17 protein-coding genes are annotated in these 18,717 nt (G+C 36.5%); 9 read left to right on the top strand and 8 right to left on the bottom strand.

What is annotated here, in order from left to right:
- Positions 1 to 41: 41 nt before the first annotated feature.
- A complete protein-coding gene (locus tag ACU8DI_RS03475) occupies positions 42 to 551 on the bottom strand; it encodes an acyl-CoA thioesterase (protein WP_447111344.1) in 510 nt (169 codons plus the stop codon).
- A 92-nt stretch (positions 552 to 643) separates the two neighbouring features.
- Positions 644 to 1,582 carry an HU domain-containing protein gene (locus ACU8DI_RS03470; protein WP_447111343.1) on the bottom strand — a complete coding sequence of 313 codons (939 nt, stop codon included), beginning with the start codon at positions 1,580 to 1,582 and terminating at the stop codon, positions 644 to 646.
- A 101-nt stretch (positions 1,583 to 1,683) separates the two neighbouring features.
- Here ACU8DI_RS03470 and dprA point away from each other — a divergent pair, with 101 nt between their 5' ends.
- Complete coding sequence (gene dprA, locus ACU8DI_RS03465) at positions 1,684 to 2,787, top strand: DNA-processing protein DprA (protein ID WP_447111342.1); 1,104 nt, start codon at positions 1,684 to 1,686, stop codon at positions 2,785 to 2,787.
- Positions 2,788 to 2,799: 12 nt separating this feature from the next.
- Here dprA and trpS read toward each other — a convergent pair whose 3' ends face one another.
- On the bottom strand, positions 2,800 to 3,768 hold the full coding sequence (gene trpS / locus ACU8DI_RS03460; RefSeq protein WP_447111341.1) for a tryptophan--tRNA ligase: 969 nt from the start codon (positions 3,766 to 3,768) through the stop codon (positions 2,800 to 2,802).
- Positions 3,769 to 3,881: 113 nt separating this feature from the next.
- Between trpS and ACU8DI_RS03455 the strand changes: the two genes are divergently transcribed.
- Positions 3,882 to 4,610, top strand: a complete 729-nt coding sequence (locus tag ACU8DI_RS03455) for a lysophospholipid acyltransferase family protein (RefSeq protein ID WP_447111340.1) — start codon at positions 3,882 to 3,884, stop codon at positions 4,608 to 4,610.
- Positions 4,611 to 4,692: 82 nt separating this feature from the next.
- On the opposite strand, the gene ACU8DI_RS03450 is transcribed toward ACU8DI_RS03455, so the two are convergent.
- The 4 genes from ACU8DI_RS03450 to recA all read right to left on the bottom strand — a co-directional run bounded on the left by ACU8DI_RS03450 (position 4,693) and on the right by recA (position 8,401).
- Positions 4,693 to 6,297, bottom strand: a complete 1,605-nt coding sequence (locus ACU8DI_RS03450; protein ID WP_447111339.1) for a hypothetical protein — start codon at positions 6,295 to 6,297, stop codon at positions 4,693 to 4,695.
- Entirely contained in the window at positions 6,297 to 6,839 is a 543-nt protein-coding gene (locus ACU8DI_RS03445; RefSeq protein WP_447111338.1) for an RNA polymerase sigma factor, read from the bottom strand. The genes ACU8DI_RS03450 and ACU8DI_RS03445 overlap by 1 nt, the downstream gene beginning before the upstream one ends.
- Positions 6,840 to 6,864: 25 nt before the next feature.
- Positions 6,865 to 7,272, bottom strand: a complete 408-nt coding sequence (locus ACU8DI_RS03440) for a hypothetical protein (protein WP_447111337.1) — start codon at positions 7,270 to 7,272, stop codon at positions 6,865 to 6,867.
- 124 nt (positions 7,273 to 7,396) lie between these two features.
- On the bottom strand, positions 7,397 to 8,401 hold the full coding sequence (gene recA / locus ACU8DI_RS03435; protein ID WP_447111336.1) for a recombinase RecA: 1,005 nt from the start codon (positions 8,399 to 8,401) through the stop codon (positions 7,397 to 7,399).
- A gap of 562 nt (positions 8,402 to 8,963) precedes the next feature.
- Between recA and trhO the strand changes: the two genes are divergently transcribed.
- The 7 genes from trhO (at position 8,964) to ACU8DI_RS03400 (ending at position 16,616) form a co-directional block, all read left to right on the top strand.
- Positions 8,964 to 10,028 (top strand): oxygen-dependent tRNA uridine(34) hydroxylase TrhO, encoded by a 1,065-nt coding sequence (gene trhO / locus ACU8DI_RS03430; protein ID WP_447111335.1) that lies wholly within the window; start codon positions 8,964 to 8,966, stop codon positions 10,026 to 10,028.
- Positions 10,029 to 10,033: 5 nt separating this feature from the next.
- A complete protein-coding gene (locus ACU8DI_RS03425; RefSeq protein WP_447111334.1) occupies positions 10,034 to 11,038 on the top strand; it encodes a radical SAM protein in 1,005 nt (334 codons plus the stop codon).
- A gap of 107 nt (positions 11,039 to 11,145) precedes the next feature.
- The gene (locus ACU8DI_RS03420; RefSeq protein ID WP_447111333.1) at positions 11,146 to 12,321 is read left to right on the top strand and encodes a PSP1 domain-containing protein; all 1,176 of its coding nucleotides are present in this window, start codon (positions 11,146 to 11,148) and stop codon (positions 12,319 to 12,321) included.
- Positions 12,308 to 12,811: a gliding motility lipoprotein GldH gene (locus ACU8DI_RS03415; protein ID WP_447111332.1), complete on the top strand. Its 504-nt coding sequence runs from the start codon at positions 12,308 to 12,310 to the stop codon at positions 12,809 to 12,811. Before ACU8DI_RS03420 ends, ACU8DI_RS03415 begins: the two co-directional genes overlap by 14 nt.
- Positions 12,812 to 12,813: 2 nt before the next feature.
- Complete coding sequence (locus ACU8DI_RS03410) at positions 12,814 to 15,171, top strand: penicillin-binding protein 1A (protein ID WP_447111331.1); 2,358 nt, start codon at positions 12,814 to 12,816, stop codon at positions 15,169 to 15,171.
- 87 nt (positions 15,172 to 15,258) lie between these two features.
- Entirely contained in the window at positions 15,259 to 15,960 is a 702-nt protein-coding gene (locus ACU8DI_RS03405) for a CoA transferase subunit A (RefSeq protein ID WP_447111330.1), read from the top strand.
- A gap of 2 nt (positions 15,961 to 15,962) precedes the next feature.
- Positions 15,963 to 16,616: a 3-oxoacid CoA-transferase subunit B gene (locus ACU8DI_RS03400; protein ID WP_447111329.1), complete on the top strand. Its 654-nt coding sequence runs from the start codon at positions 15,963 to 15,965 to the stop codon at positions 16,614 to 16,616.
- A 389-nt stretch (positions 16,617 to 17,005) separates the two neighbouring features.
- Here the strand turns inward: ACU8DI_RS03400 and ACU8DI_RS03395 are convergent, their stop codons facing one another.
- Complete coding sequence (locus tag ACU8DI_RS03395; protein ID WP_447111328.1) at positions 17,006 to 18,697, bottom strand: ABC transporter ATP-binding protein; 1,692 nt, start codon at positions 18,695 to 18,697, stop codon at positions 17,006 to 17,008.
- Positions 18,698 to 18,717: the final 20 nt, after the last annotated feature.

Below are 18,717 nucleotides of genomic sequence, written 5' to 3'. Positions count from 1 at the left end.
TGCAGTAAAACATATGCCTAATAGATGGGTAATCTCAAGACTTACAAAAACAAGGCCTTTAGTTCGGTAGCATCCACAGGTTTCATTTTTCCAGCCAATACCAAACTCAGTTGTTTACGACGTAAAGCCGCTTCATAGCGTTCTTTTTCCAATTTGGTTTCAGGAATTAATTCGGGCACTTTTACTGGACGACCTGTCTCATCTACAGCTACAAACGTATAAATTGCTTCATTCGCTTTTATCGAATCACCAGACTCACGATCTTCAGTCCAAACATCCAGATACACTTCCATCGAACTCTTGAATGAACGAGACACTTTAGCCTCAATAGTCACGACACTTCCTAAGGGAACAGACCTGTTAAAAGCTACATGATTCACAGATGCTGTCACGACAATTCGACGACTATGACGACGTGCCGCAATACTGGCTGCACGATCCATACGCGCCAAAAGTTCACCTCCAAAAAGGTTGTTTAATGGATTGGTTTCACTTGGTAGAACCAAGTCGGTCATGACGGTTTTTGACTGAAATGCAGTTTTTGGGCTCATTATCGAGATGATTTAATTTTGCCGCAAAGGTAAGACGAATTTCAATCTTAGATAACAGATTTAAGAAATTATAAAGAAAAGAGCGTTTGTACTTAATCTAAAGCTTTCACAAGTAACCACGCATCCGAATTGTGTGAGCGTTTGATAGATCTGAGCGTTTCTAACGCTTCAATACGATCTACATGGCTAGAATACACCACTTCATGAAGCCCATATTTATTCTTACCAATCTTACGTGCTTTAAATCCTTGGTCTCTAAGTTGCTGTACTTTTTTATCTGAATTCGCTTCAATTCTAAAGGCACCAGCTACGATGTGGTAATTACCAGATGGCTTTTCGACGGTAAGCGTGGCTGCAGGCAACGGATTGTCAATAACGAAGGTTGCCTCTTGTACTTTAGTATCTAATTGCTGATTGGCTTCTTCTTGTGCTATTTGATTATGACTCTCTATTTGATTTACATAGTAATTTGAAGCCGTAAAACCGCCAATAGTTAGGGCAATGAGTGCAATGGCAGCATATTTTAAATAAGGTCTGTTGCGACGTTTTTGTGGAGTCACTGTGATTGGAATGGCGTCTTCTAACGCTTCAACTTGCTCCTTGTAAACTTCTCTTGTAATGTCTTTGGTTGAAAATTGAGAAAGTCCAAAAGCATCTGTCAGATAATTGATATGATGTGAAGGTTCAAAATTAACTTTTCCTTCGGTATTCAAAATTAAATCACCAATATTATCAAAGGCAATCGTTTCGCCCGCAATGAGATAAGATTTTATAGCTTTGACTTGCTTAGCGATTTTTTCTACAGCGACTTCATAAGGAACTTTTTCAATTTCAGCAATATAACTTGCTAAAAGCCCATCATTATGTTGTAATTGCTCATTAAAGGACAAAGCCTTTTTTGGAGGATAAAATGAATGTGTCGTCTCATGAACCTTAGCTGAAACACGATGCGTTAAAAATGCTCCAAACTGTGGCACAGTCACACAATCATATCTATATAACAAATCGCCTATGTAAGTTTCTAATTGCATAAAAACAAAGTTAAAATTTTTTTGATGTGAATAAAACATCGTGATAAGTATTTATTAACAAGGGAAATTTTGTTTATTGCATATAGAAAATATACTATAAAATGACAGATACTGAATTACTCTATGTCTTGGCACTACAGCACATTCCTAAAATAGGTGATATTTCAGCTAAAAAACTGATTGAACATTGCGGCTCTGCCGAAGCCGTATTAAAAGAGAAGCGATCCAATCTTTTAAGTATTAATGGGATTGGAATCAATACCATAAAAAAACTCACCAATAAAGCGCATTTAAAAGCGGCAGAGCAGGAGCTTCAATTTATTCATGACAATCAGATTAAGTGTTTATATTTTAGGGATGACGATTATCCAGCTCGTTTAAAGCATTGCATTGATGGACCAATCCTTTTATTTCAAGCGGGAAATGTGAGGCTTAAAGATGATCCCATAATTAGTATTGTGGGCACTAGAAATATAACCAAACAAGGCGTCATGTTTTGTGAAAGGTTGGTTGAAGAATTGGCGCCATTTAATCCAATAATTGTGTCCGGATTTGCCTATGGAACAGATATTTCAGCACACAAATTTGCCATTAAAAATAAGCTACAAACTATTGGGTGCTTAGCACATGGCTTGAATCAAATTTATCCGAAAGTTCACAAAAAATATATGGTAGATGTTGAAAAGCATGGTGGATTTCTCACTGATTTTTGGAGTTCTGATACCTTTGATCGCAATAATTTTTTAAAACGAAATCGTGTCATTGCTGGTGTTAGCGAGGCCACAATCGTTATTGAATCTGCTGAAAAGGGTGGTAGCTTGGTCACTGCAGATATTGCCAATTCTTATAATCGCGACGTTTTTGCGGTTCCAGGTCGCGTTACTGATAACCAGAGTATTGGGTGTAATAATCTCATTAAAACACAACAAGCTCACCTACTTTCAAACCCGTTAGATATTCCTTATATGCTCAATTGGCAAGTAGGTTCAGAGAAGCAACCAACCATTCAAAAAGAACTGTTTATAGCCTTAACCACAGAGGAAGAGTTAATCACTGAAGCCATGAAAAATGGTGCGCCACAATTACTTGATGTTATTGCATTAGAATCCCAACTGCCCATTTATAAAGTGGCCAGTTTACTATTGCAAATGGAGCTCAAAGGTATTGTGAGACCACTTCCAGGAAAAATGTTTGAATTGGTTTGACTGTAAAAACGATTAATAGCCCACTTTTGAACGCACACGATCAAGAACATCATTAGCGACGATTTTCGCTTTTTCCGCACCAATGGCAAGAGCATCATCGAGTTCATTAAGATGATTCATATAATGATCATAACGCTCGCGTTGTGCGCTAAATTTATTTAAAATCAATTCAAACAAGGCTTGTTTAGCATGGCCATAGCCATAACCACCATTTTCATAATTGGAAATCATCGTTTCAATCTCTTGTTCAGAAGCCAATAATTTATATAAAGCAAAGCAATTACAAGTACGCCAGTCTTTAGGCTCTTCTAACGGAGTACTATCGGTTTCGATAGCCATGATTTGTTTTCGTAATTTTTTTTCTGGCAAGAATATATTGATAAAGTTATTTCTACTCTTGCTCATTTTTTCACCATCAGTACCAGGAATTAATTTGGTCTGTTCTTGTACTTTACTTTCAGGTAAAACAAAAGTTTCTCCCATTTTGGCATGAAAACGAGTGGCAACATCACGCGTCATTTCTATGTGTTGTAATTGATCTTTTCCTACTGGGATGATATCTGCATCGTATAAAAGGATATCTGCAGCCATAAGCATTGGATACATAAAAAGACCTGAATTCACATCATCCAGCCGATCTGCTTTATCTTTAAAGCCATGAGCTAGCTTCAGTCGTTTAAAAGGAAAAAAACAATCTAAATACCAAGCTAATTCAGTTACCTGCGGAATATCACTCTGTCTGTAAAATACGGTTTTATTAATATCTAAACCGAAAGCTAACCAAGTAGCTGCAACAGAATAGGTGTGTTGTCTTAATAATGTAGCATCTTTGATTTGTGTTAGGGTGTGCAAATTCGCAATAAAAAGATACGACTCGTTTTTTGAATCGTTCGCCATTTCAATAGCTGGTAAAATTGCGCCTAAAATATTACCTAGATGTGGTGTTCCTGTACTTTGTATGCCGGTGAGTATTCTTGCCATGACGGTTTGCCGCAAAAGCGGAAATAAATTTAATTGTTCATTCAACTTATATCGTCAGCAAAGGTAATTTTTTTAATAGAAATGTTGAATTAATTTAAGTAGTTTTGAGCCCTATGAAGCTATTTAAACACGTCTTTTGGGTTTTCTATCGTATATGGTTCTATGTTTTGGTAGCCATACCAATTATCATACTCCTTCCCATACTCGTGATTTCCATATTAAAAGAATCGTGGTATCCCTTCTTTTTTAGATTAGCTAGGTTATGGGCACGCTTTATTCTATTTGGAATGGGGTTTCGTGTCAAAATTCAACGAGAACAATCACCACAACCTGATAAAAGCTATATGTTTATTGCAAACCACACTTCTATGGCCGACATAATGCTCATGTTAGTCACGGTGAAAAACCCATTTGTGTTCGTTGGTAAAAAAGAATTGGCAAAAATACCCTTATTTGGGTTTTTCTATAAGCGTACGAGTATTTTAGTGGATAGAAGTAGTGCGAAAAGTAGGCAAGCCGTATTTTTAAGAGCACAAAGACGGTTAAAACAAGGCATGAGTATTTGTATTTTCCCTGAAGGTGGTGTGCCAGATGAACACATCATACTTGATGATTTCAAAGACGGTGCTTTTCGAATGGCAATTAATCATCAGATTCCTATTGTTCCTATTACATTCATGGATAATAAAAAGCGGTTTTCTTATACGTTTTTCAGTGGAGGACCCGGACCTATGAGAGTGAAGGTACATACTTTTATTCCTACGAAAGACCTCACTATAGAAGATACAAAAAGCATAAATGCAAAGGCGCATCAGCTTCTTTTAGCGCAATTAACCCATTAAAAAAGCCGCTCTTGGCACAGAGCAGCTTTTTCATCATCATTGCATATTAAGTTTGCAATAACTATCTAACCAACTAAAAAACCTAAAACTTAAAACTAAGTCCTGTATAAACTCCAATAAAAAAGGGCTGAAAATCTCCAGCGGTATTATTGAAGGTATTTATTTGATACTTGAACGTAGGTTCAAGATTGAATTGTAATTGTCTCGTAAAATTGTAATTCACACCAATACCAAAATTGGCACTGTAGCTCATGTCCCGAATATTAGTGGCTTCTCCCATAAGCGTTCTATTGCCATTATTTTGTACTGAGTAAACTTCATTATCGCTTAAGAATAGGGTACTAAACCCACCGATAAGATTCACACCAACTTTCTTATTGAATAATTGGTATTCAATTTCAACAGGAACTTCAATAAAACCTAAACGTTGATCAATTGAACCTTGTTCTTTCGTGGATAAAATATTTGGCCCAGACGCAAAGCTCACACTATTGGCACTTACATAAGCATTGTTATTCATCGTGTCATTCAGTTTAATATTTTGCAAGAGTCGGCTATTTTCAACAGAAGCATTGGCATCATTAAACACTAAAATGTTATCAGTGGTATAGCCCATATCTACTTTGTGCACACCCGCACGTATCCTTAATTTTTTACTAATAGCGTACGTCCCTTTGATACCATAACTCATAGTCACATCTCCTTCTTTATTATTATCAATGAATTGATTATCCAAAGAAGAACCTCTGCCTAAGGTGTTGAAATACACTGGAGCTACATTGGGTGCGACACTCCATCGGGTCATCGGAATAGCCGCTTTATCAATCGAATCCTCTGACTTTTCAGCATCTGCAATGGCCTCCTCAATGGCATTTTTTTCTTTCAGAGCTTGACTAGCTTTAGTCGAATCAATGGTCTCAAGCTGATGTTCTGTTTCAGAATTATTTGCAGTTGTGACCTGTGTTGATTTCCCGTTTTTTGAATCCTTAAGTAATTTGTCAATTTCTGATTGGTCTTTTCTTAAGTCATCCGTAGATTTACTCTGATTTTCTTTTGAAACGGCCATGGCGTTTTTCTCGTTTTTCTCAGTGTTATTTACAGGTAATTGGCTTTTATTCAAGGGGTTTTGCGTCTCTTTCTTCTGAGAATTAGTGTTGGCAACAGCCTCTTTCGTTGGCGCTTTTTCCTTGAGTATGGAAGGGTTTTTATTTATGTTCTTATTTGAATCTTCAGATGTGTTAGTCACAGAGTTATTGGTTGATGCTTCATTAGTTAAAGCTTCAGTGTCAAAACTTTTTTCTGAGGTGTTTGAATCTGTAGACTCCCTTTGATTATTATCAACCACTGCGTCATCGGTCGCTTCTTCCGACAATAATTGATTTGTTGCCTTATCTTTTTTGTCTTTACCAATCGTCTCGTTTGAATCGGTCTTAATTTTAGTGTCTCCAACCTGAGGTTGCACGGTATCAGTACTCTTATTCAATAAAGTGTTTCCAACGGTAAACATTACTACAAGTGCGGCCGCAACACCAGCAACTTTCCACCAAAGAGGAATAATGATTCGTTTTTTGCGATCTTCCTTGTGGAGTTCCTTCTCAATTCGTTCCCAAACAGCGTCATCTGGAGCAACTTCAAAATTTTTAAGTTGCTCTTTAAAGAGTTTGTCTATATGTTTTTTATCACTCATTATAAACTTTGCGAGTTGAGACTCGCTTTATGTTCTTCAATTTTATCTTTTAAAATCAAACGCGCTCTTGCTAAATTTGATTTTGATGTACCTGTTGAAATATCCAACATGTCTGCAATCTCCTTATGCGAATAATCGTCTAAGGCATATAAATTAAATACCAATCGATACCGATCTGGTAATTCTTGAATGATGTTTAAAAGAAAGTCAAGACTCATCTGATTGTCTTCAACTTCCACCGACACATCTTCAATTTGTTCTTCATTGACAATACTAAAAACTCCAGCACTTCTGTAGCGCTGCAAAGCCGTATTAATCGTAATTCTTTTCATCCAACCTTCCAGAGAACCTTGACTTTTAAATTGATGTATTTTTTTAAAAATCGTGATATAAGCGTCCTGTAAATTATCTTCCGCTTCGGCATAATTACGGGAATACTTCAAGCAAATCGAAAACAGTTTACTCGCGTATAGCTTATATAGTTGACTTTGTGCTTGAGCATCATTTTTTTTACACTGCTCTATGAGTTGGTCTAAACTCACATGATTGGATTTTATTAAAAGTTAATTATTCTACTACAGGTACTTCAACAATGTAGTAGGTGTCATTCCCGTTTTCATCGGTTCCTTGCCAAAATCTAAAAGTGTATGGTTCAAAGCTGTTAACTTCAAAATTAAAAGACACCTCTTCAAGATTATTCACATCATTACAATTTTGATTGGTATACACAGAAGTCACCACAGCTACGGTTCTTTGGTTGAGGTCTGTTTCATAAAAAAAATTGTTAAACACATGGCAATCAGTTGGCTTGTAATAGGTTAAGGAAATTTCATGAACACTTCCAAACTGAAATTCATCAGGGATATCCACACTTTCCACAGGCAAAATCTCATAATAGAAATTAGGCGTATCGTCTCCTACACTACATGAAAACAGGGAAAACAGTAAAAAACTTATTATAAAAATCTTCTTCATTTGTAAAATTTGGTTTTGAAATACGGTTGATTTCAATAACTAGATGCAAAATGTATACAATGGTTGCGTCTAAAAGCAAAAAAAATCCCAAAAAGAGGGATTTTTTTATTTCGCGATTGTTTTTTTAGTCGTTTGAACTAATAATTGCTCGAACTTTTTCTTCCAATTCATCCATAAGCTCAGGATTATCTTTAATAAGAGATTTTACAGCATCACGACCTTGACCTAGTTTCGTGTCACCATAACTAAACCATGAGCCACTCTTTTTAATGATTTCGTGCTCTACAGCCACATCTAATATTTCACCGACTTTTGAAATTCCTTCACCATACATGATATCGAATTCACACATTTTGAATGGTGGAGCGACTTTGTTCTTGACGACCTTTACTCTGGTTTTGTTTCCAGCAACAGTGCCATCGGTTTCCTTAATTTGTGTCGACCTTCTAATATCTAACCGCACAGATGCGTAGAATTTCAACGCATTTCCACCTGTTGTGGTTTCTGGGTTCCCAAACATAACGCCAATTTTTTCACGTAATTGGTTGATAAAAATAACCGTACAGTTGGTCTTACTAATCGAACCTGTAAGTTTCCTCAATGCTTGTGACATTAATCGGGCATGTAATCCCATTTTGGAATCTCCCATTTCTCCTTCAATTTCACTTTTAGGTGTTAAGGCGGCTACGGAATCCACAACGACGATATCAATAGCGCCGGAACGAATCAAATTATCAGTGATTTCAAGTGCTTGTTCACCGTTGTCGGGTTGAGAGATAATCAAGTTATCAATATCCACATTCAGTTTTTCGGCATAGGTTCTGTCGAAGGCGTGTTCTGCATCTATAAAAGCTGCTATACCTCCAGCTTTTTGTGCTTCAGCAATGGCATGCAAAGTCAAGGTTGTTTTACCCGAAGACTCTGGACCATAAATTTCTATCACACGTCCTCTAGGATATCCACCTACTCCTAAAGCAATGTCGAGTCCTAAGGATCCCGACGGAATAGCATCTACATCAACGACCGCCTGATCGCTCATTTTCATTACTGTTCCTTTTCCGTAAGCCTTATCTAATTTATCTAAAGTTAATTTTAATGCTTTTAATTTTGCGTCTTTTTCACTGCTCATCTATCTGTAATTTTTAATTTGAAACGTTAGCTAAAATACAACATCTTTTAATTTTTTTGACCTTAAGACGCAACCTTTTTAAACTTTTTGCATCTACCAATTGAGATTGGGAAATCTTGTTATGAAAAAGAAGCTTTTAAACTAATGAAAAAGGAAGCTTTACTATCATTTCTGAATTTGATTGACTTTGTGCTTTTTCTAGAAAAGCAGCGCGACTGAGTCAAGAAAATCAGTTAATCTAGTAAGTTCCGAGACTCAAAGGCTATAAAGCATATCCAAAAATTTAATGCTTATTTGAAAATGAGATTCTTTAGAAAAATTATTTTAAATTTCGCATTAGGTGTTTCAGTTACTGTAGGTATAAACAGTAATTGTAAAGCCGATGGAGGTTAACTCGTTCCATATTTTTAAGACAAACATTTTAAAAATATTAATAACGAGTTAGTCCTCAAAAAAGCCCTTTAGCAACGCTAGAGGGCTTTTTTATGTCATCCATTTGATATTTGTTGAAAAAGAATACCTTTGCAACATAGATAATCTTTAACCTTAAAATTAGTATAGCATGCAACTGTACAATAACTTAAGTGCTGAAGAAAGAGCTAGTCTCATCGAAAAAGCGGGAAAAGAACGCTTAACGATCTCTTTTTATAAGTACGCCAAAATTAATAATACCGAAATTTTTAGAAACCACATGTTCTTAGCATGGGATCAGCTAGACGTTTTAGGTAGAATCTACATTGCGAACGAAGGCATAAATGCACAACTTTCTGTGCCTGCAGATAATTTTGAAGCTTTTAAAAACCATTTAGATACGATTACTTTTTTAGAAAATGTGCGATTAAACATAGCCATAGAGCATGATAATTTTGCCTTTTTGAAATTGAAAGTCAAAGTGCGTCATAAGATTGTGGCTGATGGCTTAAATGACGATACTTTTGATGTGACTAATAAAGGTATTCATGTTGGTGCCGAACAATTCAATACGCTTATAGAAGACCCAAATACTGTATTAGTGGATATGCGCAATCATTATGAAAGTGAAATAGGTCATTTTAAAAATGCTGTAACACCTGATGTGGATACGTTTAGAGAATCCTTGGATTTAATTGAAGAGGATTTAAAAGAACACAAGGAAGATAAGAATCTTGTGATGTACTGTACAGGAGGTATTCGCTGTGAAAAGGCGAGTGCTTACTACAAACACAAGGGGTTCAAAAATGTGTTTCAACTGGAAGGCGGCATTATTAATTATGTGAGACAGGTTGAAGCGAATAATTTGGAGAATAAGTTCATAGGAAAAAACTTTGTGTTCGATCAACGACGTTCTGAACGCATTAGTGATGACGTTATTGCCAACTGTCATCAATGTGGGAAGCCGGCAGATATGCACACTAATTGTGCGAATGAGGCTTGTCATTTACTTTTCATTCAGTGTGAAGAATGTAAAGCTCAAATGGAAAATTGTTGCTCTACCAATTGCATGGAAATCAATAGACTTCCTTACGAAGAGCAAAAAGCATTGAGAAAAGGACAAGGCAATAGTAATGACATTTTTAAAAAAGGACGAGCAGATCATTTGCCTTTCAAAAAAGATCTCAGGAATATTTTTGAGTCGCTCAAAAAATAGACACCGTGAATATTTACAAGCTATTACAACTCAATAGAAAAATAAAAAGCCATAGAATTAAGTTTCTAGGGCTTTTTTTGTTACACAAGCTTAATAAAAGGTATTTAGCTGTGAACCTGGATCCTGTGATGGCTTGTAATTTGCGTTGTAAGATGTGTTATTTTACGGATGCCGATTATGTTAAAACCCTAAAAGGTCAATTTAAACCTGATGATTTAGATTTGGTGGCAAAAGCCATATTTAAACGTGCTTTAAAACTTCAAATAGGCTGTGGAACAGAACCTACCTTATACAAGAATCTTGAAAAAATTGTCGCTTTAGGGAAACAATATCAAGTGCCTTATATTTCCATTACAACCAATGCCAATTTACTTACTGAGGAAAAAATTGAAGCCTTGTTGAAAGCAGGGCTTAATGAGTTTACGATTTCCCTTCATGGGGTCACTAAGGAGAGTTACGAAAGCTTTATGCAAAAGGCTAGTTATGAAAAATTCCTCAATGCATTTAAGGCATTTGAAGCCTTAAAAGCTACTTATGATTTTAAGGTTAGAATCAATTACACTTTTAATAAGGACAATTTTTACGAGTTGCAAGAATTTTTCAAGCATTTCAGTCCGGAAAGTTTTGATATTCTTCAAATTAGACCCATTCAGAAAATCGGAAATACCGAGTACAATGACTTTGATATTTCCACCTTAACAGATGATTACCCTGAAGTGATTAGGACTGTTAGGGAACGCTGTAAGCAGTATGATATCACTTTGTTAGCGCCACAATCGATTTCTAGCCTGTCTAATGAAAATGAATCGAGCTTTATTTTTGATTATACGTTTTGCTATATTTCGCCTAATAAATTTTGGAAAGAAGGATTTAATTGGAGAGAAGAGTCATTCAATGATTTCTCAAAACAAATTGGTTGGAGCCACACACTTTTCTCTAATATTTTTAAGACCAAAAAGCAATTAAGGTCACTCACAAATAGATTAAATTACGAAATTGAGTTTAATTGAGTCAGGCCTTTTTTAAGTCATTATAATAATCTTATCTTTACATTTCAAAATAATTATTAATCGCCATTTGACAACACTGAGAGTTGTCGAATTTTATATATAATTTCATGAGTTGTAACAGTTGCTCAACTGGAAAGGATGGACAACCGAAAGGATGCAAAAACAATGGGACTTGCGGCACAGATAGCTGTAATAAACTGACTGTTTTTGATTGGTTGGCCAACATGTCGTTACCACAAGGACAAGACCCATTTATTGGCGTGGAAGTCCGATTTAAAAATGGGCGAAAGCAATATTATAAAAACACCGAAAATCTCACATTAAGTATCGGAGATATCGTAGCGACCCAAGCCAAAACGGGTCATGATATCGGGATGGTGACGCTTACAGGCGAGTTGGTGAGAATACAAATGAAACGTAAAAAAATTGCTATCGATGATAGTGAAAACGTTTTAAAAATTTACCGTAAAGCTAGTCAAAAAGATATTGATGTATGGTCTGCTGCCCGAGACAAAGAGGAGCCTATGAAGGTGAAGGCCAGACAATTTGCTATTGATCTAAATCTAAAGATGAAGATTTCGGATATCGAATATCAAGGCGATGCAAGTAAAGCGACATTCTATTATACAGCTGAAGAACGTGTTGATTTTAGAGAATTAATCAAAGTGTTCGCTCGAGAGTTTAGAACACGTATTGAAATGAAGCAAGTAGGTTTCCGTCAAGAAGCTGCACGTCTTGGAGGTATTGGGTCCTGTGGTCGAGAACTTTGTTGCTCAACTTGGCTAACTGATTTTAGATCAGTGAGCACGTCTGCGGCTAGATACCAGCAATTATCCTTGAATCCATTAAAATTGGCAGGACAATGCGGGAAGTTAAAATGCTGTCTTAATTATGAATTAGATGCTTATCTTGATGCCTTAAAGGCCTTTCCAAAAACAGAAACACGTTTATATACTGAAAAGGGAAAAGCAGTTTGTCAAAAGACAGACATATTTAAAGGTCATATGTGGTATGCTTATGAAGGGGAATGGATGAACTGGCATAAATTGACAACGGATCAAGCGAACGAAATTATTGAAAAAAACAAACGAAAGGAAAAAGTTGCCAGCCTTGAAGAATACGCTTCTGAACTTATAGAAGATACTAAAACAGAGTTTGAAAACGTTGTGGGTCAAGATAGTTTAACACGTTTTGATAGTCCAAGACGTAAAAACAAACGTAGAAATAATAAAGGGAAGAAAAGACGTCGCAATAAATCAAATAATAACAATGCAAAAAAATAAGTATTGGATCCTTGGTTTGTTTGTCCTGATGACACTAGCTTCTTGTGATAACGACCGAGTTTTTGACGAGTATCAATCAGTACCTGACGAGTGGGATAAAGATGAGCGTATAGAATTTAAGTTTACACCACCAGATACGATCAATGCCTATAACTTATTCGTGAACCTGAGGAATACAGAAAATTATAAATTCAGTAATTTATTTTTAATTGTAGAGTTAGGGTATCCTAATGGAAAAACATTAAAAGACACTTTGGAGTATAGAATGGCCTATCCAGATGGGACTTTTATGGGAACTGGATTTACAGATTTGAAAGAGAATAAATTGTGGTACAAAGGCTATATCGACCCGTTTGTATTTGAGGAAAGTGGCGAATATACTGTCAATATTCAACATGCTATGAGAAAAAATGGGATTGTTGAAGGCGTCGATAAATTAGAAGGTATTACAGATATTGGTTTTAGAATTGAACATTCAAAAACAAATTGATTATGGCAAAAAAAACAGCAACAAAGAAGAAACCTGTTAAGAAACCAACGCAAGACTTTTCTAAATACGTAAGACGTTTTTGGATGATCTTTGCAGGTGGAGTCATCGCCTTTTTCGGAATGTTCTTATTGGCTTCTTGGGGACTTTTAGGAGAGATGCCAGATCATACCATTCTTGAAAATCCAAAAACATTTTTGGCCACAGAGGTCATTTCTTCAGACAATAAAACACTCGGAAAATTTTATCTGGAAGACAATAGAACGCCTGTTGATTTTGAAGAATTACCAAAGGACTTAGTCGATGCCTTAGTTGCGACCGAAGACATCCGGTATTTTGACCATTCTGGAATTGATTTCCGAGGAACATTAAGAGCCATTGCTAAGTTAGGTAAAGGTGGTGGTGCAAGTACGATTTCACAGCAGTTGGCGAAACAGTTATTTACAAAGCAGGTATCCTCAAACCGATTTATGCGTGTGGTTCAAAAAGTTAAAGAATGGGTCATTGCCATTCGTCTTGAACGTCAGTACACAAAAGAAGAGATCATTGCGATGTATTTTAATATTTATGACTTCGGAAATAATGCCGATGGTATCAGAAGTGCCTCAAGAATTTATTTCGGTAAAGAACCAAAGGAATTGACACTGAAAGAGTCGGCAATGCTCGTTGGCATGTTTAAGAACTCATCGCTCTACAATCCAAGACCGCATCGTAATCCAGAAGGCACCAAGAATAGAAGAGATGTCGTGCTCGCTCAGATGTACAAATACGAGTACATTTCAGAACAAAAAAAAGACAGTTTACAAGCAACAGAGTTGGGACTTAATTATACTCCTGAATCTCATAGGGAAGGAACAGCGACTTATTTTAGAGCGTATTTAGATGAGTTTATGAAAGATTGGATCAAAGAAAATCCAAAACCTGATGGCTCTAAATACAGTCTATATAATGACGGACTCAAAATATATACGACTATAGATTCCAGAATGCAAAGATATGCGGAGGATGCCGTGGCAAGACACATGCCGAGATTACAAGCAGCATTTGATAGTCAAAACACGCCAAAACAAAATAAAACAGCGCCTTTTCTTGAATTAAGTGAAAAGGAAATAGAAGATTTACTAAACCGAAGTATGTCGCGATCAGAACGATGGAGAATTATGAAGGCGGCAGGTAAATCAGAAAAGGAAATTCGTGATTCCTTTGAAAAACCAACTCAGATGACAGTTTTCAAATGGGTGAATGGTAAAGCCAGTGAAGTCGATACGGTATTGAAGCCAATAGATTCTATGCGCTATTATAAATCGTTTCTACAACCAGGTATGATGTCTATGGATCCACAAACAGGTCATGTAAAAGCCTGGGTTGGTGGGATGAATTTTAGACATTTTCAGTATGATCATGTTAAAAAAGGAAAACGACAAGTTGGTTCTACGTTCAAACCTTTTGTCTATGCCACGGCAATTGATCAGCTTCATTTGTCTCCTTGTGATACTATTCCACAACAACAAATTACGATTGAGGCTAATAAATATGGAAACCCCTTGCCTTGGACGGCCAAAAATTCAAACGGTCGTTATGATGGATTTCTAACACTAAAAGATGCGTTGGCAAATTCAGTGAATACTGCCACAGCACGTCTAATGGATAAGGTAGGACCAGAGCCTGTTATTGATATGGTTAAAAATTTAGGTATAGACTCTGATATTCCTGCTGTGCCTGCCATAGCTTTAGGAACGCCGGACATTAGCGTTTACGAAATGGTAGCTGCCTATGCGACGTTTGCTAACAAAGGTGTTTACAACAAACCTGTTATGGTCACACGTATCGAGGATAAAAATGGAACCGTTTTATATCAATTTACGCCAGAAACCAAAGATGTTTTGAGTGCCGAAGTGGCTTATACCACCATTAATTTGATGGAAGGTGTTACCAAGTCTGGGTCAGGAAAACGTTTATGGCATACTTGGGCAGTGAATGCACCAGTGTATAAGGAAATAATTACAGGTTATCCTTACGAATTAACGAATCCAATTGCAGGAAAAACAGGGACAACTCAAAATCAAAGTGATGGTTGGTTCATGGGAATGGTTCCAAACTTAGTCACGGGTGTTTGGGTAGGCGCAGAAGACAGAGCAGCTCATTTTAGAAGTCTTGGCTATGGTCAAGGAGCATCTATGGCTCTACCAATCTGGGGCTTGTATATGAAAGCTTGTTATGCAGATGAAGAATTAGGTATTTCTAAAGAAGAATTTGAGAAACCAGCAAATTTATCCATTGAAGTTGATTGTAGTAAATGGGAAGGTAATGATGGCGATGGCAATGATCCGGTGGATGAATTAGATGGCGTTATCGATTTTTAAGCTTTTTAAAGGAAAGAAAAAGGCAAGCCATTCATTTTTGAATGGCTTTTTTATTTCGTAATTTTCACTTGACAAATTAGAGAACAAATGATAAGTAAAAAAGTGGTGAATGTTCAGGAGGCGCTAAAAGGCGTTTCAGATAATATGACCTTCATGTTTGGTGGTTTTGGCCTATCTGGTATTCCTGAAAATGCGATCGCAGAATTAGTACGATTGGGCGTCAAAGGATTAAAATGTATTTCCAACAATGCGGGAGTTGATGATTTTGGGTTAGGACTATTATTACAAGGCAAGCAAATAGATAAAATGACCTCTTCTTATGTGGGAGAAAATGATGAATTTGAGCGCCAGATGCTATCAGGTGAACTAGAGGTTGAATTAATTCCACAGGGCACACTCGCAGAGCGTTGTAGAGCAGCTCAGGCAGGATTTCCAGCTATTTACACACCAGCAGGCTATGGTACGGAAGTTGCCGAAGGTAAAGAGACACGAGAGTTTGACGGTAAAATGTATGTCTTAGAACATGCTTTTAAAGCAGACTTTGCATTCGTAAAAGCTTGGAAAGGGGATGAAGCAGGTAACCTTATATTCAAAGGAACAGCTCGTAATTTCAATCCGAATATGTGTGGTGCAGCAAGGATTACAGTTGCCGAAGTAGAAGAGCTAGTACCAGTTGGAACCCTTGATCCAAACCAAATACATATACCTGGTATTTTCGTTCAACGTATATTTAAAGGAGAACGTTATGAGAAACGAATTGAACAACGAACTGTAAGACAAAGAAATTAATTATGTTAGATAAAAACGGCATTGCAAAACGTATCGCTAAAGAAGTTCAAGATGGCTATTATGTGAATCTCGGAATCGGAATTCCGACGTTGGTAGCTAATTATGTGAGAGATGATATTGAAGTAGAATTTCAAAGTGAAAATGGTGTCTTAGGAATGGGACCATTCCCCTTTGAAGGAGAAGAAGATGCCGATATCATTAATGCGGGCAAACAGACCATTACCACCTTACCTGGTGCAAGTTTTTTTGATTCTGCTATGAGTTTTTCAATGATTCGCGGTCAGCACGTGGACCTTACGATTTTAGGTGCTATGGAAGTGGCTGAAAATGGCGATATCGCTAATTGGAAAATTCCTGGAAAAATGGTGAAGGGAATGGGAGGAGCCATGGATTTAGTAGCTAGCGCAGAAAATATCATCGTGGCCATGATGCATACGAATCGTGAAGGTGCATCAAAGTTATTGAAACGCTGTTCTTTACCGCTAACAGGCGTGGGCTGTGTAAAAAAAGTGGTGACTAATTTGGCTGTTTTGGAAGTAACACCTAACGGATTTAAACTTTTAGAGCGTGCACCAGGAGTTTCTGTAGAAACTATTGAAAATGCCACGGAAGGAACTTTAATCATTGATGGAGACATTCCTGAAATGGACATTTAAAATTTTCCTCCGTTAATAGAAAATGCAAGCCACTTTTGAAGTGGCTTTTTTATTTTAAAAAGAAATACTAATAAAGTTTATTTGTAGGAAAATACGCTTTTATAGGGCTTAAATGTTAAAATAATGTGTATTTCATCGATTTATTATGTATTTAAACTGATAAATTGAAAATAAGTTTCATATTAGCAGAACCAAATCGAAATAACCAAATTTACTGTTTACTAACTTTTATGATTTGCCCCAAATCTATCATAAATTTTAACCAAATGAACTTTTTTGCCCCAAATCTACCTAAACCTACATTGACTGAGAACAAGCTTCTAGCGAGTTTTCAAAACACTTTAAGATTGCTCAAAAATATCTTAACCCTAACTAAAAAAATATTCATGCTATAATCCTTTCGGAATAGCATGAATAAGTTTTTTAGTGTATGCCGTTTTTGGCGACTTGTAGATATGATCGGCATCTCCCATTTCTTCAATTTTTCCTTGATTCATGACAATTAGTTGATCGGACATGTATTTGACTACTGCCAAGTCATGTGAAATAAAAATATAGGTAAACCCGTAGTTATTTTTTAATTCGTTGAGTAAATTTAAAACTTGTGCCTGAACAGAAATATCTAATGCAGATACAGATTCATCGCAGATAATTAGTTTCGGTTCCAAGGCAATGGCACGTGCAATACCAATTCTCTGACGCTGTCCTCCGGAAAATTCATGAGGATAACGGTCAAAGTAGCTGTCGTCTAAACCTACTTTTAAAAGTAGTTCTTTAGCCTTGTTTATTCTATCATCGTCTGTTGAACCAATACCATGAACTTTCATTGGCTCTGTAATAGCTTTACCAACTGTTAGTCGAGGGTTTAATGAGGCATATGGATCTTGAAAAATTATTTGTATGTCTTTCCGCAATCGTCTGATTTGTGAATTTGTAAGTTTTGTAATGTCCACACCTTGATATAAAATTGATCCTGCTGTGGGCTTATCTAATTGCAATATCGCGTTAGATAATGTCGATTTTCCACATCCGGACTCACCAACCAGACCTAAAGTTTCACCTTCATATAATTTAAATGAGACATTATCTACGGCTTTGAAACTTTCTGGTTTTGAAAACCAGCCTGATTTTGAAATGTATGTTTTTTCCAAGTTCAAGACCTCTAAAAGTGGCGCCTTGTCATAAAGTTGTCGGAGTTTAAGTAAGCGTTCCTCTGAAGTTACAACAGCGTCATTTGCAGTGTCATTGATGAAATCATCAATCGTGGGAAGTTGTTTCAATCGCTTATCCATAGAAGGTCTAGAATTAATCAGTGCCTTGGTATATAATTTTTGTGGCGCGTTAAATATTCTTGCTACTGGACCTTGTTCTACGATATCTCCCTTGTACATAACCAAAACACGATCGGCAATTTCAGAAACAAGTGATAAATCGTGTGAAATAAATATCACACTCATCTGTTCTTCTTTTTGTAATTGCTTTAATAGTGCAATGATGTCTTTTTGTACCGTGACATCCAATGCCGTAGTCGGTTCATCTGCCACCAAAATTTTTGGTTTACAAGCAATGGCCATGGCTATCATAACCCGTTGTTTTTGACCACCAGAAATTTCATGTGGATAGGCATTATAAACCCGATCAGGCAGTGGTAATTTTACTTTTTCAAATAACTTGAGGACTTCTTCTTTAGCAGCATCCTTGTTAAGTGAGGTATGTTGCCGTAAAATTTCAAGTACTTGTTTACCACAAGTCATTGAAGGGTTCAAGGAACTCATTGGTTCTTGAAAAATCATCGCAATCTCTTTTCCTCTCAGTTTTTGAAATGCTTTATTGGAAATCTTGGTCAATTCATTAGCATTATAACGGATGGTACCACCTGTTATTTTCGATATCCTTTTTGGTAATAACCCAAGAAGCGCTAGTGACGAAACAGACTTTCCTGAACCGGATTCACCTACAATTCCTAATATTTCATTAGGATACAATTCGTAAGATATTTGATTGATAATTTGAGTCTGTTTTCCTTCAGAAAAAAAGGAAATCGATAAGTCTTTAACTCGAAGTAGTTCTGGTTTGTCCATAAGTAAAAGTAGCTATTTTC

This window comes from Psychroserpens sp. BH13MA-6, from assembly GCF_052983595.1.
This window is presented reverse-complemented; position numbering and strand designations above follow the sequence as displayed.